General features: G+C 72.8%; 17 protein-coding genes. 10 read left to right on the top strand and 7 right to left on the bottom strand.

What is annotated here, in order from left to right; genetic code table 11:
• Window positions 1-34 precede the first annotated feature (34 nt).
• Complete coding sequence (locus tag WMF39_RS48935) at window positions 35-1,324, top strand: DUF1552 domain-containing protein (RefSeq protein WP_437743297.1); 1,290 nt, start codon at window positions 35-37, stop codon at window positions 1,322-1,324.
• 134 nt (window positions 1,325-1,458) lie between these two features.
• A complete protein-coding gene (locus WMF39_RS48940; RefSeq protein WP_437743298.1) occupies window positions 1,459-3,819 on the top strand; it encodes a methyltransferase domain-containing protein in 2,361 nt (786 codons plus the stop codon).
• Window positions 3,820-3,831: 12 nt separating this feature from the next.
• Here WMF39_RS48940 and WMF39_RS48945 read toward each other — a convergent pair whose 3' ends face one another.
• On the bottom strand, window positions 3,832-4,284 hold the full coding sequence (locus WMF39_RS48945) for a nuclear transport factor 2 family protein (protein ID WP_437743299.1): 453 nt from the start codon (window positions 4,282-4,284) through the stop codon (window positions 3,832-3,834).
• A 503-nt stretch (window positions 4,285-4,787) separates the two neighbouring features.
• Here WMF39_RS48945 and WMF39_RS48950 point away from each other — a divergent pair.
• The gene (locus WMF39_RS48950; RefSeq protein WP_437743300.1) at window positions 4,788-5,519 is read left to right on the top strand and encodes a hypothetical protein; all 732 of its coding nucleotides are present in this window, start codon (window positions 4,788-4,790) and stop codon (window positions 5,517-5,519) included.
• A gap of 69 nt (window positions 5,520-5,588) precedes the next feature.
• Here WMF39_RS48950 and miaA read toward each other — a convergent pair whose 3' ends face one another.
• From miaA to WMF39_RS48965, 3 genes are all read right to left on the bottom strand, one after another.
• The gene (gene miaA, locus WMF39_RS48955; RefSeq protein WP_437748132.1) at window positions 5,589-6,467 is read right to left on the bottom strand and encodes a tRNA (adenosine(37)-N6)-dimethylallyltransferase MiaA; all 879 of its coding nucleotides are present in this window, start codon (window positions 6,465-6,467) and stop codon (window positions 5,589-5,591) included.
• A 62-nt stretch (window positions 6,468-6,529) separates the two neighbouring features.
• A complete protein-coding gene (mutL, locus tag WMF39_RS48960; protein WP_437743301.1) occupies window positions 6,530-8,557 on the bottom strand; it encodes a DNA mismatch repair endonuclease MutL in 2,028 nt (675 codons plus the stop codon).
• Entirely contained in the window at window positions 8,554-9,141 is a 588-nt protein-coding gene (locus WMF39_RS48965; RefSeq protein ID WP_437743302.1) for a hypothetical protein, read from the bottom strand. Before WMF39_RS48965 ends, mutL begins: the two co-directional genes overlap by 4 nt.
• A gap of 221 nt (window positions 9,142-9,362) precedes the next feature.
• Between WMF39_RS48965 and WMF39_RS48970 the strand changes: the two genes are divergently transcribed.
• Together WMF39_RS48970 and rsmI are read left to right on the top strand one after the other, a co-directional pair.
• Complete coding sequence (locus tag WMF39_RS48970; protein ID WP_437743303.1) at window positions 9,363-10,658, top strand: RNA polymerase factor sigma-32; 1,296 nt, start codon at window positions 9,363-9,365, stop codon at window positions 10,656-10,658.
• 3 nt (window positions 10,659-10,661) lie between these two features.
• Complete coding sequence (gene rsmI, locus WMF39_RS48975) at window positions 10,662-11,540, top strand: 16S rRNA (cytidine(1402)-2'-O)-methyltransferase (protein WP_437743304.1); 879 nt, start codon at window positions 10,662-10,664, stop codon at window positions 11,538-11,540.
• 5 nt (window positions 11,541-11,545) lie between these two features.
• Here rsmI and WMF39_RS48980 read toward each other — a convergent pair whose 3' ends face one another.
• A complete protein-coding gene (locus WMF39_RS48980; protein WP_437743305.1) occupies window positions 11,546-12,688 on the bottom strand; it encodes a mannose-1-phosphate guanylyltransferase in 1,143 nt (380 codons plus the stop codon).
• 79 nt (window positions 12,689-12,767) lie between these two features.
• Complete coding sequence (locus tag WMF39_RS48985) at window positions 12,768-13,592, bottom strand: undecaprenyl-diphosphate phosphatase (RefSeq protein ID WP_437743306.1); 825 nt, start codon at window positions 13,590-13,592, stop codon at window positions 12,768-12,770.
• A 169-nt stretch (window positions 13,593-13,761) separates the two neighbouring features.
• Between WMF39_RS48985 and WMF39_RS48990 the strand changes: the two genes are divergently transcribed.
• The 4 genes from WMF39_RS48990 to WMF39_RS49005 are packed head-to-tail and all read left to right on the top strand — an operon-like array spanning window position 13,762 to window position 16,563.
• A complete protein-coding gene (locus WMF39_RS48990) occupies window positions 13,762-14,274 on the top strand; it encodes an NADH-quinone oxidoreductase subunit A (protein WP_437743307.1) in 513 nt (170 codons plus the stop codon).
• Complete coding sequence (gene nuoB, locus WMF39_RS48995) at window positions 14,271-14,819, top strand: NADH-quinone oxidoreductase subunit NuoB (protein WP_012241670.1); 549 nt, start codon at window positions 14,271-14,273, stop codon at window positions 14,817-14,819. The genes WMF39_RS48990 and nuoB overlap by 4 nt, the downstream gene beginning before the upstream one ends.
• Window positions 14,820-14,851: 32 nt before the next feature.
• Window positions 14,852-15,400 carry an NADH-quinone oxidoreductase subunit C gene (locus WMF39_RS49000; protein ID WP_437743308.1) on the top strand — a complete coding sequence of 183 codons (549 nt, stop codon included), beginning with the start codon at window positions 14,852-14,854 and terminating at the stop codon, window positions 15,398-15,400.
• The gene (locus WMF39_RS49005) at window positions 15,397-16,563 is read left to right on the top strand and encodes an NADH-quinone oxidoreductase subunit D (RefSeq protein ID WP_437743309.1); all 1,167 of its coding nucleotides are present in this window, start codon (window positions 15,397-15,399) and stop codon (window positions 16,561-16,563) included. The genes WMF39_RS49000 and WMF39_RS49005 overlap by 4 nt, the downstream gene beginning before the upstream one ends.
• A 41-nt stretch (window positions 16,564-16,604) precedes the next feature.
• On the opposite strand, the gene WMF39_RS49010 is transcribed toward WMF39_RS49005, so the two are convergent.
• Window positions 16,605-18,665, bottom strand: a complete 2,061-nt coding sequence (locus WMF39_RS49010; RefSeq protein ID WP_437743310.1) for a hypothetical protein — start codon at window positions 18,663-18,665, stop codon at window positions 16,605-16,607.
• A gap of 419 nt (window positions 18,666-19,084) precedes the next feature.
• On the opposite strand from WMF39_RS49010, the gene WMF39_RS49015 reads away from it, so the two are divergent.
• On the top strand, window positions 19,085-19,441 hold the full coding sequence (locus WMF39_RS49015; protein ID WP_437743311.1) for a hypothetical protein: 357 nt from the start codon (window positions 19,085-19,087) through the stop codon (window positions 19,439-19,441).
• The last annotated feature ends 55 nt before the right edge of the window (window positions 19,442-19,496 follow it).

The raw sequence follows: 19,496 nt of genomic DNA on the forward strand, positions 1-19,496 counted from the left end.
TTGGCGCGAGATCGGTAGCGTGAAAGGGTCGTTCATGCGCAGCAGTCGTCGTAGAGATTTCCTCAAGGGGCTGGGGGCCAGCGTTGGTGCCGGCTTCTTGTTCAACCCATTCCTCGACTCCATCGCCGAGGCGGCGCCCGGGCGGAAGCCCAAGCGGCTCCTTTTGTTCTGCACGATGGGGACCGCGCCATCGATCTGGAAGCCCACGAGCGTCTCGGGCGAGGCCCCCACGTTCAGCGAGTCGACGTCGCCGCTCGCGGACGTGAAGCAGCACGTCGTGCTCGTGGACGGCCTCCCCAGCGGGAATCCGGGGAACAACCACGGCGCGCCCGACGCCCTGACGGGGCTCGGCTTCAGCGACCCCGCCAAGCTGATCTCCGTCGACCAGTTCATCGCGGACAAGCTGATCGCCGCCGGCACGAAGACGCAGATCCCCTCGCTCTTGCTGGGGGCCGAGAGCACGGTGAACGGCGGGAGATCGCCGTATTATCGCAAGGACAACCTGCCGGGCATCGCCTCTCCGACGTCCGCCTACTCCACCCTGTTCGGCTCGGCGATCCCGTCGAACACGTCGTCAGACGATCTCTTGCGCCGTCGCAAGAGCGTCCTCGACCACCTCAAGAACGAGATCAAGGCGCTCGAGGGGAACCTCGGCTCCGAGCAGAAGTACAAGCTGGAGCTGCACATCGACTCGATCCGGCAGATCGAGGAGCGGCTGTCCAACGCGTCGTCCGGCCAGACCGGCGGCTGCAGCGTGCCGACCAAGCCCTCCACCGATCCGGCCAACCCGCTCCAGGCCAACCTGCTCCACATGGATCTCCTCGTCGGCGCGTTCGCGTGCGACATCACCCGCGTCGGCGCGATCCAGTGGGGCTCGGATCAGGCCATGAACGTCGATCTCCCGGACATCGGGCTGAAGGGCGACGAGCACGGCGCCATGATCCACACCGGCGCACCGGCGCACCTCGACCTGATCAAGCTGGAGAAGTGGCTGTCGCAGCGGTTCGTCGACCTCATCAACAAGCTGAAGGCGATCCCGGAGGCCGACGGCTCCGGGACGCTCTTCGACAACACGCTGATCGCGTGGTGCCGCGACATGGGCGACTCGCCGAACCACAACCAGAACGAGATGAAGTTCGTCCTGGCGAGCGGCGAAGGCGGCTATCTGAAGACGGCCCCTGGCGGCCGGTACATCAAGAGCGGCGAGCGGCACGAGCGCGTGCTGCTCAGCCTGTGCGACGCGATGGGCGTCACGGACTTCGCCGGCTTCGGCGATCCGAACCTGCGGTCCAAGTCGCCGCTCCCGGGCCTTTCGGCCAGCTGAGGCGGCCGGCGCGCCGCTTCCCGGCGCGCGCGCTCCGGTTCCCCGCGACCGCCGCGTCGCGCCCGGGCGCCTGCGCGCTCCCGGGCGCACGCCGCCGTCGACCCCCGTCCTGTGCCCGGCGTACACTCGTCACCATGACGACGCGCGCGCCGGCGGGGTACGAGGCAGATCAACGGCGAGACGACCTGTCCGCGTACGCGCGGTACCTGTCCGCGATGGACGCGTCGATGCGCCAGAAGGTCGCGCTCACGGCAGCGCACCTCCTGTGCGAGGGCCGCGTCGCCGACATGGGCATGGGCTCGGGGCAGGGCAGCGCCGCGCTGGCCCAGCTCTACCCGCGCCTCGAGGTGATCGGCGTCGACATCGATCCGACGGTCGTCGAGCTCGCGCGCCGCGCCCATCAGCAGCCGAACCTGGGCTTTCAGCTGGGCGACATCGCCACGACGGTATTCCCGCCCGAGAGCCTCGACGGCGTCTTCGACTCGTCGGTGCTCCACCACGTCACCTCCTACGGCGGTTACCGCCACGCGAACGCCGCGGAAGCGCTGGCGGCGCAGGTGAAGCAGCTCTCGCCGGGCGGGGTGCTCGTGGTGAGGGACTTCGTCGATCCCGGGCCGGAGACGGTGTTTCTTGACGTGCCCGCCGAGGACGGCGACGACGGCCGCGATCCCCGCAGCGCCTCGACGGCGGCGCTGCTCGAGCGGTTCGCGGGCGAGTTTCGCTCGCTCTCGCCGGAGCCGGGGTTCCCGCTGGCGCGCGCCCCGCGCGAGCCCTCCGGCGCGCTCCCCGCGCCGCGCCCGGGGTGGCGCCGGTACCGGCTCGCCCACAAGCATGCTGTCGAGTTCGTGTTGAGGAAGGATTACCGCGTTGACTGGGAAGCCGAGGTCAAGGAGGAGTATACCTATTTTTCTCAAGCGCAGTTCGAGGCGCTCTTTGCCCGGCTCGGCCTGCGCGTGCTGTCGTCGACGCCGCTGCGCAACCCCTGGATCGTGCGGAACCGATTCGTCGGTCGCTTCGAGCTCCGGGACACCACGGGCGCCTGCCTGCCTTATCCGCCCACCAACTACCTGATCGTCGGAGAGAAGGTGAAGGCCGGTCAAGGGGTCGCGTTCCGGCTCGCGCCCGCGGAGGGCGCCCGGCAGTTCTTGCGGATCGAGCACCACCAGGATCGGGCGACAGGGCAGGTGTTCGACCTGGCGGCGCGGCCGCACCCCACGCTGGACATCGTGCCGTTCTTCTTCGCGGGTGAGACGGCGTATGTGCTGGCGCGGACCAGCTATCCGCGGCCGATCGCGCGCGCCTGCCGCGAGGAGACGCCTCCCCTCGACGGCAGCGGGCCGGCGGACTATCTGGCCGAGCCGATCGCGGTCGTGCAGACCGAGTTCCCGGTCGGGCACACGGTCGAGCATGCGCTGGAGCGGGCGGCCGGGGTGCGGGCGGCGGCGATCCAGCGCATGATCCCGGGCACGACGTACTACCCGTCGCCGGGCGGCATCCTCGAAGAGGTGCGCTCGATGCTGGTGGAGGTCGAGCCCACGTATGTGAACGCGCCCTCGGAGGACGTGTCGGGGTTCGGCACCTCGGGGCGCATCCGCGCCATCGAGGCGCGCCAGCTCCTCCGCGCCGCGCAGGTCGGCGGCCTGCCCGACGCGCGGCTCGAGCTGAACGTCTACGACCTCCTGGCGCGCTTCGGCCTGCCGTTCGGGCCGTGGATCGGCGACGAGATCCCGCTCGCGGCGGCCGGCGCGGGCGCTGCTGGCGGTGCCGGCGCCGGCGACGACGACGGCGGCGTGGCCGCCGTGCAGCCGACGTCGCTCGCCGCGCTGCTCGGGCGCCCGAGCCGCCGGAGGTTCTCGCGGGTGGACCCGAGCGCCAGCGCGGGGTTCCTCGAGGTACGGCGGGCGCGCTTCGAGGAGCTGACCGCAGACGGCGGCGTGGTGGCCGCGCGGGAGCTGGAGTACGTGGTGCCTCGGCCGCTCGGGGTGCTCACGGTCTCGACGGCGCTGCTCGCGCGGGCGCCGTCGGGGGAGGTCGTGCTCGGCGTGGACGACCACGATCTGCCGGCCGCCCAGAGCTTCTCGGGCGACAGCGGCATCCTGGTCGCGCCGGCGTGGCGGCTGCCGCGGAGCGTGAGCGCGCTTTCGGCCGCCGAGGCGTTCGTGCGCGAGCGGCTGCAGGCCGAGTACGGCGTTCGGGTGGGGGCGGCCGTCGAGCTCGGCGGGGCCTACCGCCCTTCGGCAGGGCTGACCCCGGAGCTGGTCCAGCCGCTCGCCTTCGTGGTCACCGCGGCGCCTGCCTCGGCCGGCGCGCCCGCCTCGGCTGCCGCCGTGCCCGACCTCGCGCCGGGGTCCGATGCCGCTCGGCGGCTCTCGTGGGTGCCGCTGATCGAGCTCGTCGCGGGGCGAGAGCGCCTGCCGGACGGCCACCTCCGCGTCGCGGCCCTGCGCGCGGCGCACGCGCTCGGCCTGGCGATCGCGCCGCAACACCCGCGGTGACCCGCGGCGGGCTCACCTGAGCGCTTCCTCGAACATGTTCGTGTTGCCGGTCTGGTACGACATCTCGAACCTGACCTTGGAGATCTTCCAGCCGCCGGCGTGCCTGGCGAGCTCATAGCGGTAGTGGCCCGCGACCAGCCAGTCCTCGCCGCCCGGCGCGCGCGCGAACCGATGGTGGGCGCGGACATGGCACTCCACGGAGGCGTGCTCTCCTTTCACCTCGATATCGAGGGGGCCGAGGAAATGTTGTGATGCGTCGATCGCGTCGTGAAACTTGCTCCAGCCCGCGAGCAGATCGTCCGTCTTCTGCTCCTGCGGCTCGCCCCCGAAGACCGACGTGAAATCGGCCACCACGACGTCGGCATAGAGGCCGCGGAGCTCGGTCCAGCGCCGCTTATCGATGTGGTGGGCGATCCGGACAACGACATTCTGGATCGCCTGCACGTCATTCAACTCTCGCGTCATGGTCGTCCTTTCGCGTGGAGCAGGAGACGCCGTGCTCCGTGGTGAGCTCTCTCGATCCGTTCCTTGTCGGAGGTGAGATGCGGTTAGCATGGACGTAAAAAGGCGAGAAGGGCCCCGCCCTCTCGCCCTCTGGGGTTCGACATCGTCCGAGGGAGGCTGTCGACCCGGAGCGGCGCGGCGCGGCGCGGCGCGGCGTTGGGCGCGCGCGCGCCCGCGCCGCCGGGGTGAGCCCATGAAGCCCAGCGAGCTGCGGTGTCGATGACGCGCTGGTGGCCCCCCTGATGCTTGGACCCCGCAACCGCGCTCGGCGGACGGCGGTTTCGAGGCCTCAGCGGCGCCGCCGGCGCGCGCGAACATGCCGTATCTGCGCGCGCCGCATGCGCGCGCGAGGAGATCCGGGCCTCCGCGGCGGCTGGCACGCCGGGCGCTTACCGCGCCGCACATCGCCGGTTCGCCGGCCGCTCCCCGCGGCGCACAGCGGGGCGGAAGACCCCATGGAACTCATGAGCAATTCCCTGAAGATCCCAATGGCCGGCGCCGCGCCGACGGACCTCGCGAGCCGGAGCAGGAGGCTCGGGTGGAGCGCGCGCGCCGATGCCGGGAGGGCCCGGTCGTTCGTCGCCCTGCGCGGGCGCATGCTCGCGAGCCCGAGCCTGGCCGGGGCGCTCCAGTTCATGCAGGTGACGACCCGCCCCTGGGAGCCGCATGAGCTCAGGGCGTGGCTCGGCGAGCACGTGATCGCTCCGGGGTGGATGAGGCCCCCGCGCGCGGTGCGCGAGCCGGGCGCGGAGAGCGTGGCGCTCGGCGAGCTGGACGAGCGGCCCGAGGCGGTCGCGGCGCTCACCGCGCGCGCGCGCCGGCGCGTGGGGAGCGCGCTGCTCGACTTCGTGGCACCGGACCCCGAGGGGAAGTTTCTCCGTGCAGCGCTGTACAGCGCGCGCGTCCGCTGGACCGTGGTGGGCGACCGATCAGGCTGGCTGCCGGCGCCGTGCGAGAGCGACTTCCTGAGCGACGTCGTGCTCAGCCTCTTCGCCGCGGCGATCCTCTCGGGCCCGGACATCTATCAGCGCCACATGACCGTCTGCTCGCACTGCGGGCGCGTCGCGTTTGCCCAGGAGGCGCGGCCGTCCACCGCGGCCTGCCCGCGCTGCGACGGCGAGGTCCGGTGGCGCGCTCCCCTGGCCGGAGCGGGCCGGCGCCGCGGCGGCGGTGGGACCGGCGAAGAGCGCGCATGAGCGGCGCCCGCGGCGCCTCGCCGGCGGGTGGTCCTGGTGTAAAATATTGGAATTATTATGGTTTATGGCTCATGGCAGCGCGACGTACGCGATTGCCTGGTCCCTCAACCACGTGCGTTGCCGGCGCACGAAGGTGCGTGTGGCGCGCACGATCGCCGGCGCGAGCTCGTCGGCCGGCAGGCGCCCTTCCAGGTGCTCCCGCACCTGCCGGTAGCCGACGGAGCCCATCGCCCGCGCGTCGCCGTAGCCGCGGGAGAGGAGCGAGCGGACCTCGTCCACCCAGCCCTGCTCCAGCCACCCGGCGACGCGGGCGTCGATGCGGCGGTCGAGCTCGGCGCGGTCCCGGTGCACCGCGAGCAGGCGCGCGGCGTGCCGGCGCTCCCGGAAGCCGTGCTCCGCGTGCCACGCGCTCTGCGTCCGGCCCGAGCGCTCGTAGATCTCCAGCGCCCGGCTGACCCGCACGAGGTCGTTGGGCGCGAGGCGGGCCGCGCTCTCCGGATCCACGGCGGCGAGGCGCGCGTGGAGCGCGGCGCGCCCCTCGGCGTCGGCGATCGCGCGGTGGCGCGTGCGCACCTCGGGATCGGCGGGCGGCGCGGGCGACAGGCCGAGCACGAGCGCCTTCACCCAGAGGAACGTGCCGCCGCAGACGACGGGGACCCGGCCGCGGCCGCGGATGTCGTCGATCGCCGCCTCCGCGAGCTCCGCGAAGCGCTGGGCGTCGATCGCCTGGAGCGGATCGACCGCGTCGACCAGGTGGTGCGGCGCGCGCGCCCGCTCGGTGGGCGTCGGCTTCCCGGAGCCGAGGTCGAACTCCCGGTAGATCTGCACGCTGTCGGCGCTCACCACCTCGCCGCCGAACCGCTCCGCGATCCGGATGGCGAGCTCGGTCTTGCCGCTCGCGGTCGGGCCGACCACGACGAGCAGCTCACCCGGCGCCGGCGGCGCGATCGTCTCCCACGACGGCGGCGCGGCCGCGCCGGCGTCCGGGGCGAGGTCGAGCGCCGCCTCGCTCACCGCCTCCCCACGCGGTGCTCCAGCTCCGGCCAGCCGACGCGCATCACGATGGGCCGACCGTGCGGGCAGTGGCCGGCGAAGTCGACCTCGTCGAGCGCCGTGAGCAGCGCCCGCGCCTCCTCCGGCGCCACCGGGTCGCCCGCGCGCAGCGAGCCGTGGCAGGCCATCGTCGCCAGCGCGAGGTCCACCGCGCCCGAGAAGGCGCGCTCGCCCGAGTGGCTGAGCTCGTCCACGAGGTCGCGCACGAGGCGCTCGGGCGCCGCGCGGCGGAGCAGCGTCGGCACCGCGTGCACCGCGAGCTGCGCCGCGCCCGCCGGGCGCACGTCGAGCCCGAGCCGCGCGATCGCCTCCTGCGCCTCCTCGACGAGCGACACCTCCGCGGGGGCCGCCTGGACGATCACCGGGAAGAGCAGCTTCTGCGTGGCGACGTCGCGCCCGTCGTACGACGCGCGCAGGCGGTGGAACGTCACGCGCTCCGCCGCCGCGTGCTGATCGAGGAAGTAGATGCCGTCCGGCCCCTCGCACACGAAGAAGGTGTTGCGCACCTGGGCGAGGAAGCGCAGCGACCCCCAGGCGACCACGCGCTCGGCCGCGGCGAGCACCGGCGCACCGCGCGCCGGTAGATCCGGGTAGGGGACGGGCGGCGACCCCGGCGGCTCGCCCGGCCCGCCGCGCGCCGGGAAATCGAGCGCCGCGATGTCGGCCCACGCCCCGAGCTGCGCCGGCGCCGCCGGCCCGGCTGGCGCAGCGTGAGGACGTGCCGGCGGGACCCCGCCGAGGTCGCCGCCGAGGCCCCATGGATCGCCCGGCGGCGCCTGCGGCTCGCCCGATGCGCCCGCCGTGGGCGTCGACGCGCCCGCCGCGGGCGCCTCCGCCGCAGGGCCGCTCGACCAGACCCAGGCGTCTCCGGGCGGGGACGCCGCGTCCTCGAAGAGCTTGCCCTTGCGGCCCTGGAAGCCGCCGGGGGCCGGCGCGGGCAGGCCGAACGCCGCGGCCACCTGCGCGGCGACGATCTTGTAGAGCGCGTCGGCGACGGCGCGGCCGTCGGCGAAGCGGACCTCGGCCTTCTGGGGGTGGACGTTCACGTCCACGAGCTCGGCGGGCAGATCGATGAACACCGCGCCGATGGGGTACCGGCCCGGCTCGAGGACGCTGCCGTAGGCGAGCGCGATCGAGCGCGCCAGCGAGCGGTCGCGCACGTGCCGGCCGTTCACGAACATCCACAGCCAGCTGGCGCCCGAGCGGGCGCGCTCCGGCCGCGACACGAACGCCTCGACCGTGAGCGGCCCGCGCTGGCCAGCGCACGTCGCGAGCTCCTCGCCCGCGAGCATCGCGCGCGCCCGCTCCGCGCGGCTCGAGGTGCGCAGCCACTCCCGCGCGACGCGCCCGTCGCGCGAGAGGATCAGCGTCACGCCCGGCTCGCCGAGCGCGACCGCCTGCGCGATCTCGGACACGTGCGCCGACTCGGTGCCGACGGCGCGCAGGAACTTGCGCCGCGCGGGGACGTTGAAGAAGAGATCGCGCACCTCGACCACGGTGCCGGCGGCGCACCCGCAGGGGATGGCCTGCGCCGCGCCGCCGCCCTCGATCCGGATCTCCGTCCCCTCGGACTCGCCGTCGCGCCGCGTCCGCAGCGAGAAGCGGCTCACCGAGGCGATGCTCGGGAGCGCCTCGCCGCGGAAGCCGAAGCTCTGGATGCTGCGGAGGTCATCGAGCCGGGCGATCTTGCTCGTGGCGTGGCGGAGCACCGCGAGGGAGGCGTCCTCGCGGCTCATCCCGCGCCCGTCGTCCGCGACGCGCACCAGGCCGACCCCGCCCCCCTCGATGTCGACGCGGATGCGGCGCGCGCCCGCGTCGAGCGCGTTCTCGACGAGCTCCTTCACGACGCTCGCCGGCCGCTCGACCACCTCGCCCGCCGCGATCTGGTTGGCGAGGTCGTCCGGGAGGATGGCGACTTTCCGCTCCTCGGCCTGCGTGAGCGTCGATCGAGGATCCGCGCCGGCGATCCTCTCCGCGGAGCTCATGGCTCGTCGCCGGGGTCGACCGTCCGGGCGATCGCCTGGAAGTACATCTTGGTGCGCTCCCGCGTCAGCGCCACCGCGGCGGAGCCGAGGACGGCCAGCTCGAAGATCACGAAGCGCACCCGCTCGGCGGTCCACCAGAGGCCGGGGTTCGTGAGGCCCGCGCGCTCGGGGATGTCCGGCGGAAGGAGCGCCCCCGCCTGCGCCACCATGTCGATCCAGGCGCCGCGGACGCCCCGCGTGAGCGCGTACTCGACCGCGGCGAAGGCCAGGTTGGCGACGAGGACCTGGAGGACGAAGCCGCGCGTGCCGGGCCGCCCGCCGAGCGCCAGCCCGCTCGCGACGACGAGCAGCCCGCCGAGGAGCAGCTTCCCGATGCTGAGGGGGAAGGAGACGTCCTGGTACAGGCTCAGCGCGCGCGCCTGCGCGGCCTCGAGCACGAGGAACGTGAACTGGAACGGATCCCCCTGGTCGCGCGCTTGCTCGGCCACGGCCATGACGTCGGGGGCCATGCCGGCGCGCAGGTACATGGCCGTCCCGCACCCGGCCATGAAGCCGCGCACGCCGATGAGCCAGGTGAGCAGCATGGTGGCCACCAGGTACCAGGGGCGCAGCGAGCGCGGGCGCGGAGGGCGGTGCGAGTCCACGTGGAGGAGGCTGGCGTGTAGCACGTTCTCCGATCTCGCGCGCTCTCTTCCTTACCTGCGGATCGCGGAGCGGGTAGCCTCCGGATCGCGAAGCGCCCACGCGCCGGCACAGGTGGCGCGGTGCGACGGGGCTGTACTAGAACTTCGAGGACGAGGTCCTGGTGGCGAAGAGCAAGAGCGAGCCGCGAACGAAGCGAACGAAGGGGACCGGAGCGCCCCAGCCCGACGGGGTGGCGAAGGCGGGGCCCGAGGCCGGAGCGGAGGATGAAGGCGCGGACCTCCGGCCCGACTCGGACGCGGCCCCCCGGCCTGCCGCAAAGCGCCGGGCGCGCTCCACCGCGAAGGACGGCGGGCGCTCGGGCGGCGAGGCGCAGCCCGCGGCGAGCGACGACGAGGGCCCGCGCGAGGACGACCGCGAGGACGACGACGAGGCGGACGGCGCGCCCGAGAGCGGCGCCGCGAGGGCGGGCGACGTCGACGAGGGCGACGTCGTGGAGGTCGTCGGCGAGGTGATCGACGACGCGAGCGTCGATCTGAACGACATCGAGCTGCCGCGCTCCGCGCGGGCCAGCGGCGGCGAGGGCCGCGGCGGCGGCGACGCCGCGCTGTCGCGCACGGACCCGCTGCAGGCTTACCTGCGCGAGGTGCAGCGCCACGCGCTGCTCACGCCGGACGAGGAGAAGGAGCTGACGATCAAGTACACGAAGACGCAGGACGTCGCGACCGCCGCGCGGCTCGTGACGGCGAACCTGCGGCTCGTGGTCAAGCTCGCGTACGAGTACCGGCGCGCCTACAAGAACATCATGGACCTCATCCAGGAGGGGAACATCGGCCTGATGCAGGCCGTGAAGCGCTACGACCCGTACCGCGGCGTGAAGCTCTCCTCCTACGCGGCCTGGTGGATCCGCGCGTACATCCTCCGCTTCATCCTCAACAACTGGCGCCTCGTGAAGCTCGGCACGACGCAGGCGCAGCGGAAGCTTTTCTTCAACCTCAACAAGGAGAAGGCGAAGCTCTCGGCGATGGGCATCGAGCCCACGGCGGCGGAGATCGCGAAGCGCCTGTCGGTCGAGGAGAAGGAGGTCGTCGACATGGACCGCCGCCTCGCGAGCGGCGAGGCCTCGCTCGACGCCCCGGTCGGCGACCTCGAGGGCCGGACGATCCCGCGCGTCGAGCTGCTCGTGTCGTCGGGGGCGAGCCCGGACACCGCGTACGAGGCGAGCGAGATGGGCAGGCTCGTCCACGATCGGCTCTCGAAGTTCCGCGAGACGCTGAAGGGCAAGGACGTGATCATCTTCGACAAGCGCATGGCCGCCGAGGATCCGCTCACGCTCCAGGAGCTCGGCAACGAGTTCGGCATCTCGCGCGAGCGCGTGCGCCAGCTCGAGGCGCGGCTCCAGTCCAAGCTGCGGACGTACCTCCAGGAGGAGCTCGGCGACGCCGTCGAGATGGACTAGGCCGTGTCGAGCGGCGGCGAGCAGGGCGGGTCGAGCGATCGCGGGTGCCTCTACGTCGTGGCGACGCCGATCGGCAACCTCGGCGACATCACGCTGCGCGCGGTCGAGACGCTGCGCGGGGCGGACCGGATCCTCGCGGAGGACACGCGGCGGGCCCGGGCGCTCCTCGGCCACCTCGGCGTCTCGGGCAAGCCGGTCGACCGGTTCGACGCGCACGCCTCGGAGGCGGACGCGGCGCGCGCGGCCGCGCGGCTCGCGGCGGGCGAGTCGATCGCCTTCATGACCGACGCCGGCACGCCTGTCGTGAGCGATCCGGGGACGGCGCTCGTGCGCGCGGCGACGGAGGCGGGGGCGCGCGTCGTGGCGATCCCCGGGCCGAGCGCGGTGATGGTGGCGGTGAGCGCGTCGGGGCTCGTGACGGGGGGCTTCCGCTTCGTCGGGTTCCTGCCCCGCGGCGGGCGCGAGCGGCGCGAGGCGCTGGCCCTCGTCACGTCGACGCCGGAGGCGGTGGTGCTGTTCGAGTCGCCGCGGCGCTTCCGCGAGACGCTCGCCGACCTCGCCGAGCGGATGCCCGGGCGGCGCGCCGTCGTCGCGCGCGAGCTGACGAAGGTGCACGAGGAGATCCTGAGCGGCAGCGTGGAGGAGCTCGCGGCGATCGAGCGGGAGTGGCTCGGGGAGATCACGCTCGTGCTCGCGCCCGCGGCGCCGGCCGCGGAGGGCGCGCGCCCGAGCGACGAGGAGCTCGACGCGCGCATCGATCGGGAGCTCGCCCAGGGGAGGCGGGCCAAGCACATCGCCGAGGAGCTGTCGGTGGAGCTCGGGCTACCGCGGCGCGAGATCTACGCGCGGGCGGTGGCGCGGCGGGGGGAGCCGCGCGGGTAGGGCGCTCACGTGTGCCGGCCCTGCCCTCGCGCCTTCAGCTCGTCGACCGCGTGCTTCACCTCCTGGGCCCGATCGCGCGGCACGATGAGCAGCGCGTCGTCGGTCTCGACCACCACGAGGCCCTCCACGCCGACGAGCGCGATCACCCGGCGATCGTCGGGCGCGGCGCGCGCGCGAAGATCGACCACGTGGTTGCCGTGCGCGTCGATCAGCACCGACCCCGCGGGCGCGCTGTTGCCTCGCTCGTCCTTGTCGGCGAGCTCCCAGGCGCTCTGCCAGCTGCCCACGTCGCTCCAGCCGAAGTCGCCGGGCACCACGGCGAGCCCGGCGACGTGCTCCATCACGCCGTGATCGATGCTGACGGCCGGTAGGCTCGGGAACACCCGCAGGACGGCCTCCGCCTCGTCGCCCGGGCCCAGCGCGGCGGCGCGGTCGATCTCGTCGAGGCCCGCGGCGAGCGCCGGCAGGTGGGCGCGGATCGCGGCCAGCATGTCGCCCGCGCGAAAGATGAACATCCCCGCGTTCCAGAGGAAGCGGCCGCTCGCCACGAACTCCGCGGCGCGCTCGCGGCTCGGCTTCTCGACGAAGCGTCGCACGCGGCGGGGCTCCGCGGGCGCCGCGCCCTCCGCCCCGGCGGCCTCGTCCACCTCGATGTAGCCGAAGCCCGTCTCCGGGTGCGTCGGGCGGACGCCGATCGTCGTGATCGCGCCGCCCTGGGCCGAGGCGACGGCGGCCCCCAGCGCCTCGAGGAACCGCGGCACGTCGGCGATGTGGTGGTCGCTCGGGAGCACGACGACGACCGCCTCGGGGTCGTCGCGCGCGACGGTGGCGGCCGCCCAGCCGATGCACGGCGCCGTGTTGCGCGGCGCTGGCTCGACCAGCAGGCGCCGCTCGGACACCTCGGGCAGCGCCGCGCGGGTAGGCGCGACCAGGTGCTGGCCGGTCGCGATCCAGACGCGCTCCCAGCCCGCGCGCCCGCCGCGGGCGCACAGCGGGAGCACGCGGCGCGCCGTCGCGGCGAGGAGCGGCTCGCCGCCGAGCAGCGGCAGGAGCTGCTTCGGGCGCGCGGCGCGCGACGCCGGCCAGAAGCGGGTGCCCGCGCCGCCGGCGAGGATCAGGACATGGATGGAGGGGTCGGTCGGGGTCATCGGCGCTTCTCCGCGGTTGGACGTGCGGTCTGGACGGCGAAGAGGGTCGCACGGTTGCGGCGCGGCCGCCGAGGGTCGCTCAGGCGAGGCCGGGCAGCGCGCGCGCGTAGGCCACCATCGCGAGGCCGAGGGGGACGACCCATAACGAGAGCGCGCCGACGCGCCGCCGCTCGGCGAGGGCGCGGAGCGCGGAGGCCGCCGCGGCCGCGCTCACGAAGGCGGCGAGGAGGCTGAGCGCCACGGCGCCCGCCCCTGGCGCCGGGCCGTGGAACGCGCGCGCCTCGGCGAGCCCCGAGACGAGCAGCGCGGGGAGGCTCAGCGCGAGCGCGAGCTCGACGGCGCGCGCGGGCCGGACGCCGAGCCAGAGCAGCACGACGAGCGCCGCCCCGACCCGCGACGCGCCAGGCAGCGCCGCGACCCCGTGCGCCGCGCCGGCCGCGAGCGCCCCGGCGATCGACGGCGCGTCGGTCTCGTCGCGGCCGTCCCGCTGCGGCGCGAGCGCGGTGCTGGCGAGCGCCGCGCCGGTGGCGAGCAGGCCGAGCCCTACCGCGAGCGGCGCGTCCCGCCACGGCGCGACGTACGGACCGAGCGCCGCCGCGACGATCAGGCTCACGGCGGCGCCCAGCGCGAGCCCCGCCGCGTCGCGCGCCGGCGGCGACGCCCTGAAGAGCGACGGCGTCGTGAGCGCCCGGGCGCCCTCGCCGAGCGCGTGGAGGAGCCGCTGCCGCACGGCGAGCGCGAGCGCCGCCGCCGCCGCGAGCGCCTGCGCGGCGATGACCCAGGCGTCGCCGTCGGCCGCGCGGAGCCAGAGCCGGGCCGCCGCGCCGTGCCCGGTCGCCGAGATGGGCAGCGCCTGCGCCGCCCCCTGCACGGCCGCGAGCACCGTCACGTCAACGAGACCCACGCTCGAGCGATATCCCAGCCCGGCGCGTCCTGTCGATCCCGAGCAGCAGCGCCGGCGCGGCCAGGGTCTGCTGGCTTGCCGCGGTGCAGCTTTTCACCTACATATAACCCCCTGGATCCGACCCCTCTCGCCTGAAACGAGGGGGGCGAGCCGAGCGAGGTTCAGCCCGATGTTGATGGCCTACGCCAGCGTTGCCGCGTTCTTTCTGGTGGCGATCGGCTTCATGCTCGGCTCTCTGCTGTTCGGGAAGCTGCTGCGCCCCAACAACATGTACGCCGAGAAGGTCGAGACGTACGAGTGCGGCGAAGCGCCTGTCGGGCCCGCGTGGTTCAACTTCAACCCGCGTTTTTACATCATCGCGCTCGTCTACATCATCTTCGACGTCGAGATAGCGTTCATCTACCCGGTCGCGGCCGTGTTCAAGCGCTGGGTGGACCAGGGCAACGGGCTCTTCGCGCTGATCGAGATCTTCCTCTTCGTGGCCATCCTGATGCTCGGCTTCGCCTATGTCTGGGTGAAGGGCGATTTCAACTGGATCCGATCCATCAAGGGGGATCCGCGCGGGGCTCAGAACGTGAGCGGCCGGGGCCAGCCGCGCGCGCCGCTCGCGGACGCGAGCGGAGGCGCGCCGGCGGGCCTCCCGGGTCAGGCGGCGGTCGCCGAGGGAGGTGCGGAGTCATGACATCGAACCTGAACCTGATGGCCCCGCCCCGCGGGTGGGAAGCGAAGTACGAGAGCGACGGCGGCGGCGTCATCACGACGAGCGTCGATCAGACCGTCAACTGGCTGCTCAACTGGGGCCGGTCGAACAGCGTCTGGTACATGCTCTTCGGCCTGGCCTGCTGCGCCATCGAGCTCATGCAGACCGGCGGCCCCCGCGGCGATCTCGAGCGCTTCGGGGCCGCGCCGCGGCCGAGCCCCCGGTCGAGCGACCTGTTCATCATCGCGGGGACGCTGACCTACAAGATGGCGACCCGCGTGAAGCGCCTCTATGACCAGATGTCGGAGCCGCGCTTCGTCATCTCGATGGGCAGCTGCTCGAACTGCGGGGGCCTCTTCCAGTACGCCTATTCGGTCTGCAAGGGCGTGGATCAGATCATCCCGGTCGACGTCTACGTGCCCGGCTGCCCCCCGCGCCCCGAGGCGCTGCTCGAAGGGCTCCTCAAGATCCAGGAGAAGATCAAGAGCGAGCGGGCCCTTGGCCGCCGCGGCGCGACGGGCGGCTGAGCCCTCTCCTCTCGACACCTCCCGGATCTCCCATGTCACCCGAAGCTATCTTCCAGGCGCTCCAGGCGAAGCTCGGCGAAGACGCGGTCTTCGACTTCCACCCCGTGTCCCCGAAGGATCGCGACGCCTGGCTAAAGGTCGCGCCCGCGAAGCTCGAGCCCGTGTGCCGGCTCCTGCGCGAGGCGCCGGAGCTCGATTTCGATTACCTGGAGTGCATCACCGGGGTCGACTATCCCGATCTCGAGAAGATCGTCGTCGTCTATCACATCTACTCGTACGCGAAGAAGCACCGGGTCGTCCTCAAGGTGTTCCTCGACCGGGAGAGCCCGGCGGTGTCGACGCTCGTCGACGTGTGGTCGGCGGCGAACTGGCAGGAGCGGGAGTGCTTCGACCTGCTCGGCGTGCGCTTCGAGGGGCACCCGGATCTCCGCCGCCTGCTCCTGCCCGACGACTGGGAGGGGCACCCCCTGCGCAAGGACTGGCAGGAGAAGGCGGAGTACCGCGGCATCCCGACGCAGCGGCCGAACCCCGTCGAGCTCTTCAAGATCAAGCTCCCGAAGAAGGACGCGGAGGCGTCATGAGCCAGGTCATCTTCAGCGTCGACCGCGGGGGCGCGGAGCCGGGCGCCGAGATGGAAGACGAGATGACCCTCAACATGGGGCCTCATCACCCGTCGACCCACGGCGTGCTCCGCTTCGTCATCTCGACGGACGGCGAGATCATCCGGAAGGCGGTGCCGGACGTCGGCTACCTGCACCGGAGCATCGAGAAGATCGGCGAGCGCTGCACGTACAGCGGCTTCATGCCGTACACGGATCGCGTCGACTACATCGCTGCGATGTTCGCCAACGAGGCCTGGGCGAGCGCCTGCGAGAAGCTGATGGGCATCGAGGTGCCGAAGCGGGCGCAGTACCTCCGCGTCATCTCTTGCGAGCTCAACCGGATCGGGAGCCACATGATCGCGCTCGGCGCGATGGCGATGGACGTCGGCGCGGTCACGCCCTTCCCGTGGGCGCTGCGAGAGCGGGAGTACATCAACGACTTCATCGAGGAGCTGTGCGGCGCGCGGCTCACCTTCAATTACCACCGCATCGGCGGCGTGTCGTTCGACATGCCGAAGGGGTGGGCCGACAAGGTGAGGCACTGGCTCGACCGCTTCGAGCCGATCATGGTCGAGTTCGACCGGCTCATCAGCCTGAACGACATCTTCATCAAGCGCCTCGCCAACGTCGCCGTGGTCACGGCCGAGGAGGCGAAGGACTGGGGGCTCGTCGGCCCCAACCTGCGCGGGTCCGGCGTGAAATGGGATCTCCGCAAGGAGGACGCCTATTCGGTCTACCCCGAGCTCGAGTTCGACGTCCCCGTGGGCCGCGGGCGCTACGGGGCCGTGGGAGACTGCTGGGACCGGTTCTACGTCCGTGTCGAGGAGTGCCGCGAGTCGGCGAAGATCCTCCGCCAGGCGCTCGACAAGATCGACGAGCACCCGGAGGACGACATCCTGGGCAAGCTGCCGAAGAAGATGCGGCCCGACGGGGAGGCGTACGCTCGCATCGAGAGCGCCCGCGGCGACATGGGCTGTTACGTCATCGGGCGCGGCGCGGAGGAGGCGTATCGGGCGCGCTTCCGGACAGGGAGCTTCACCGCGATGGCGATGATCGAGGCCAAGAGCCCAGGGCTGTTCCTGGCCGACCTCGTGGCGCTCATCGCGAGCTTCGACGTCGTGGCGCCCGAGATCGACCGATAGGCGGGCGAGGGGCTTGACGTGGTACCCGGCGAATGGCTGTCTCAGTCCTCGCTTGCGGGCAGAGGCGGAGGCGGCGGCAGCGCGCGGGGGGGCTCGAGGCGCGTCGGCTCCGCCTTGCAGTCGATGGTGCGGCCATCGCAGCCACAGACGTTCCCGCCCAGATCCTCGTAGACCGCCGGGGAGCGCTCATCGACGTACCTCACGAGGTCGAGCGGCTCGCACGTGAAGGTCGTCGACGCGAGCCGCACCGTCGCGCCGACGTTGTAGATGCCGGCCGCGGTGCTCCGCTCGATCACGCTGTCCCGGACGAGGGCGTCCGCCTGACCTGTCTCGTTGTTGTAGGCGATGATGCCGTAGCCGTAGCCGTTCCCGCCGTCGAGCGTGCGCCCCAGGGTGTCCGTGATCGTCGTCGAGTCGACGGTCGCGTCCGAGTCGCTGAGGAAGAGGCCGCCGTCCCTGCTCGACTCGATAAGGACGTTGCGCAGGTGCGCGCTCGCGCGCTCGCCGAGGTCGGGCAGCGATTGGACATTGACGCCCCGGCCGACTTCCTCGTTCGACGGCAGCGGCCTCGTGTCGCGCACCACGGTCGAGTCCAGGGTCGCGTCAGCGCCGAAGACGGCGATCCCCATCCCGTAACTGCCTTCCACCGCGCTGCCGCGCACCTGGGCGCTCGCGCGCCGCTGATCGTGCGTGATCTCGATCCCGGCGCCGTAGTCCGGCGCGCCGGGGAGGATCTCCCGCACGAGGAGGCCGTCGATCTCGACGTCGGAGCCGTTGATGACGACCCCCCTCTCGCGGCTCCGCTCGACAAGGACGTGCCGCAGCGCCACGCGGGCGGGGCGGCCGTCGACGCGGCTCGGCTCGGTGTAGAGGCCCATGCCGTGGCCCGGATCGCCCTCCGTCGGCGCCAGGCCCGTGTCGCGCACGACCGTCGCCTCGATGGTCGCCTCTGCGCCGATCATCGCGATGGCGGCGGTGTGGTTCCGCTCCAGGACGCTGCCCCGGACCGTGAGGGTCCCCGGATCGAACCCCGGGATATGGGTCGCCGTGAGCCCGGTGCCCGGCAGCTCCGCCGCGAGCCAGGCGACGTCGCGGACGACGCTGTCCTCGACGACGCCGTCCGCCCCGGAGAACCTGAACCCGAGCCCCCCGACGCGCTCGATAACGACGGATCGCGCCGTCACGCTCGCGCGGCGCTCGAACGACTCGACCTGCATCGCTATCGCATGGCCGTCGAACGGGTGCCCCGGGTCCCCAGTGGCGAGATCGATATCGCGCAGGACGGTGCCCTCCAGCGTCACGGCGGCGTCCGCCACGACCATGCCCGCGCCCGTGGTGTGCTCCACGAGCGCCCCGCGCACGGTCAGGCTCGTTTCGGACTCCAGGCCTGCGGCGAGGACGCCGACATCGCTGGTGTCGTGGACCCAGACCCGCTCGATCAAGACATCGCGCGCGTTCGCCACACCGAGGCCCATGCCCTGCCCGCGGACAGCGAGGTCGTGGATCTCCGTGGCGCTCGCGCCCCTGTCGACCTGGACGGCGATCGCCGCTGGCGGCCCGACGATCTCGACGCGCGCGGGGCACCGGCCCCAGAGCCGCACGGGCTGCCCTGAGATCAGCAGCTCTTCGACGTAGCTGCCCTCCGCGATCGCGATCAGGGCGCCCTCGGCCGCGTGGTCGATCGCGTCCTGGATCGTCGTCCACGGTTTGGCCTCCGTGCCGTCGCCGTCCGCCCCGGCGTAGGCCGCGTCGACGAACTCGGTCGTCTCATCGATCGGCGCGCCGCCCCACGGGCCCGTCCCGCACGGAGCGACCTCACGCCACGCCGCCTCGCCGGGGACGGCCATCTGACCTGGCGGGCCCGCCTCCGCCGGCAGGACGGGCACGCAGCCCTGCGCTCCATCGGGCGTGAAGCCGCTCCCGCACCGCCCGGGCGGGACCCCCGCCGGCACGCAGTCCGCGCCGGTCTCGAGCGCGCCCGGTGGGCACGGGAACGCGGGCCCTGCGTCCGTCCCTGCGCCGTCGCCCGGGTCAAGGCGCTGCACGCACGCCGCGAGCAGCGCGATCTGCAGGAGAGAAAGGGCGAGCCGGTCTTTTCGCATGGTGCTTCGGTGCCTCGCGGGAACGATACGCGCTCCTCGTCCCCGAGGCGCCTCGGAGATCTGCGTGCGCATGTTGAGCGAAACCTCGCTCACTTGCGCGCGTAGTTGCGCATCGAGGGCCGCATCCTGGGGATGTCGCCCGGCCCTGGGCGGCGCTCCGCCGGTCCCGGGCTGCGGTCGTGAGCTCGGGCTCCGCGGCATGCGCGTTGCTTGAAGGACCGCGAGCTTCGGGGCTGGAGCGGCGCCGGAAGGCACGCTCGCTGTCCGGCTCGACGAACACGGGGTGTCACAGGCGACATGCCGCCTTGGACCTCAAGGACTCTTCGGAGCGCATCCGAGAGGGCGCGCGCGGTCGTTCGCGAATCCTCGCGAGCGACCGCGCGCGTCGATACGTAGTCAACGTCTGTAAGGAGATTGCCATGCTCACCATCCAGAATACCGAGTCGATGTTCGAGACGCAGACGACCGCCGGCGCGACCGACGTCGTCGACACGAAGGCCGGCGTGCAGCGTCTCGAGCTCACCCTCAAGAAGATCGGCGAGAAGAGCAACGAGACGCTTCAGGCCGTCCCGCTGAGCTCCGCCTGTACGAGCGGGTGCTTCTCCTCGGTCAGCTCGATCAGCGTCTCGTCGAACTCGTCCTTCGACAGCCTCGACGAGGGGCAGCTCGAGAGCGTCATCCGCATGCACGACAAGGCGATCGACGTCATGGGCCAGGACGCCCTCGTCTCGGCCGCGATCGCCAAGGGCGTCGAGCTCGGCGCCGACAAGAAGTGAACCCGTAGGCGCACCCTGGGCGGCCCGGACGCGCGTCGTGCGTCCGGGCTCCCGG

The sequence above is a fragment of the Sorangium sp. So ce1504 genome, assembly GCF_051521635.1.
Classification (GTDB): Bacteria; Myxococcota_A; Polyangia; order Polyangiales; family Polyangiaceae; genus Sorangium; species Sorangium cellulosum_B.

Coding starts and splice junctions, on each gene's coding strand:
- WMF39_RS48935 (WP_437743297.1), top strand. CDS start 35: ATGCGCAGCAGTCGTCGTAGAGATTTCCTCAAGGGGCTGGGGGCCAGC.
- WMF39_RS48940 (WP_437743298.1), top strand. CDS start 1,459: ATGACGACGCGCGCGCCGGCGGGGTACGAGGCAGATCAACGGCGAGAC.
- WMF39_RS48945 (WP_437743299.1), bottom strand. CDS start 4,284: ATGACGCGAGAGTTGAATGACGTGCAGGCGATCCAGAATGTCGTTGTC.
- WMF39_RS48950 (WP_437743300.1), top strand. CDS start 4,788: ATGAGCAATTCCCTGAAGATCCCAATGGCCGGCGCCGCGCCGACGGAC.
- mutL (WP_437743301.1), bottom strand. CDS start 8,557: ATGAGCTCCGCGGAGAGGATCGCCGGCGCGGATCCTCGATCGACGCTC.
- WMF39_RS48965 (WP_437743302.1), bottom strand. CDS start 9,141: ATGCTGCTCACCTGGCTCATCGGCGTGCGCGGCTTCATGGCCGGGTGC.
- WMF39_RS48980 (WP_437743305.1), bottom strand. CDS start 12,688: ATGACCCCGACCGACCCCTCCATCCATGTCCTGATCCTCGCCGGCGGC.
- WMF39_RS48990 (WP_437743307.1), top strand. CDS start 13,762: ATGTTGATGGCCTACGCCAGCGTTGCCGCGTTCTTTCTGGTGGCGATC.
- nuoB (WP_012241670.1), top strand. CDS start 14,271: ATGACATCGAACCTGAACCTGATGGCCCCGCCCCGCGGGTGGGAAGCG.
- WMF39_RS49000 (WP_437743308.1), top strand. CDS start 14,852: ATGTCACCCGAAGCTATCTTCCAGGCGCTCCAGGCGAAGCTCGGCGAA.
- WMF39_RS49005 (WP_437743309.1), top strand. CDS start 15,397: ATGAGCCAGGTCATCTTCAGCGTCGACCGCGGGGGCGCGGAGCCGGGC.
- WMF39_RS49010 (WP_437743310.1), bottom strand. CDS start 18,665: ATGCGAAAAGACCGGCTCGCCCTTTCTCTCCTGCAGATCGCGCTGCTC.
- WMF39_RS49015 (WP_437743311.1), top strand. CDS start 19,085: ATGCTCACCATCCAGAATACCGAGTCGATGTTCGAGACGCAGACGACC.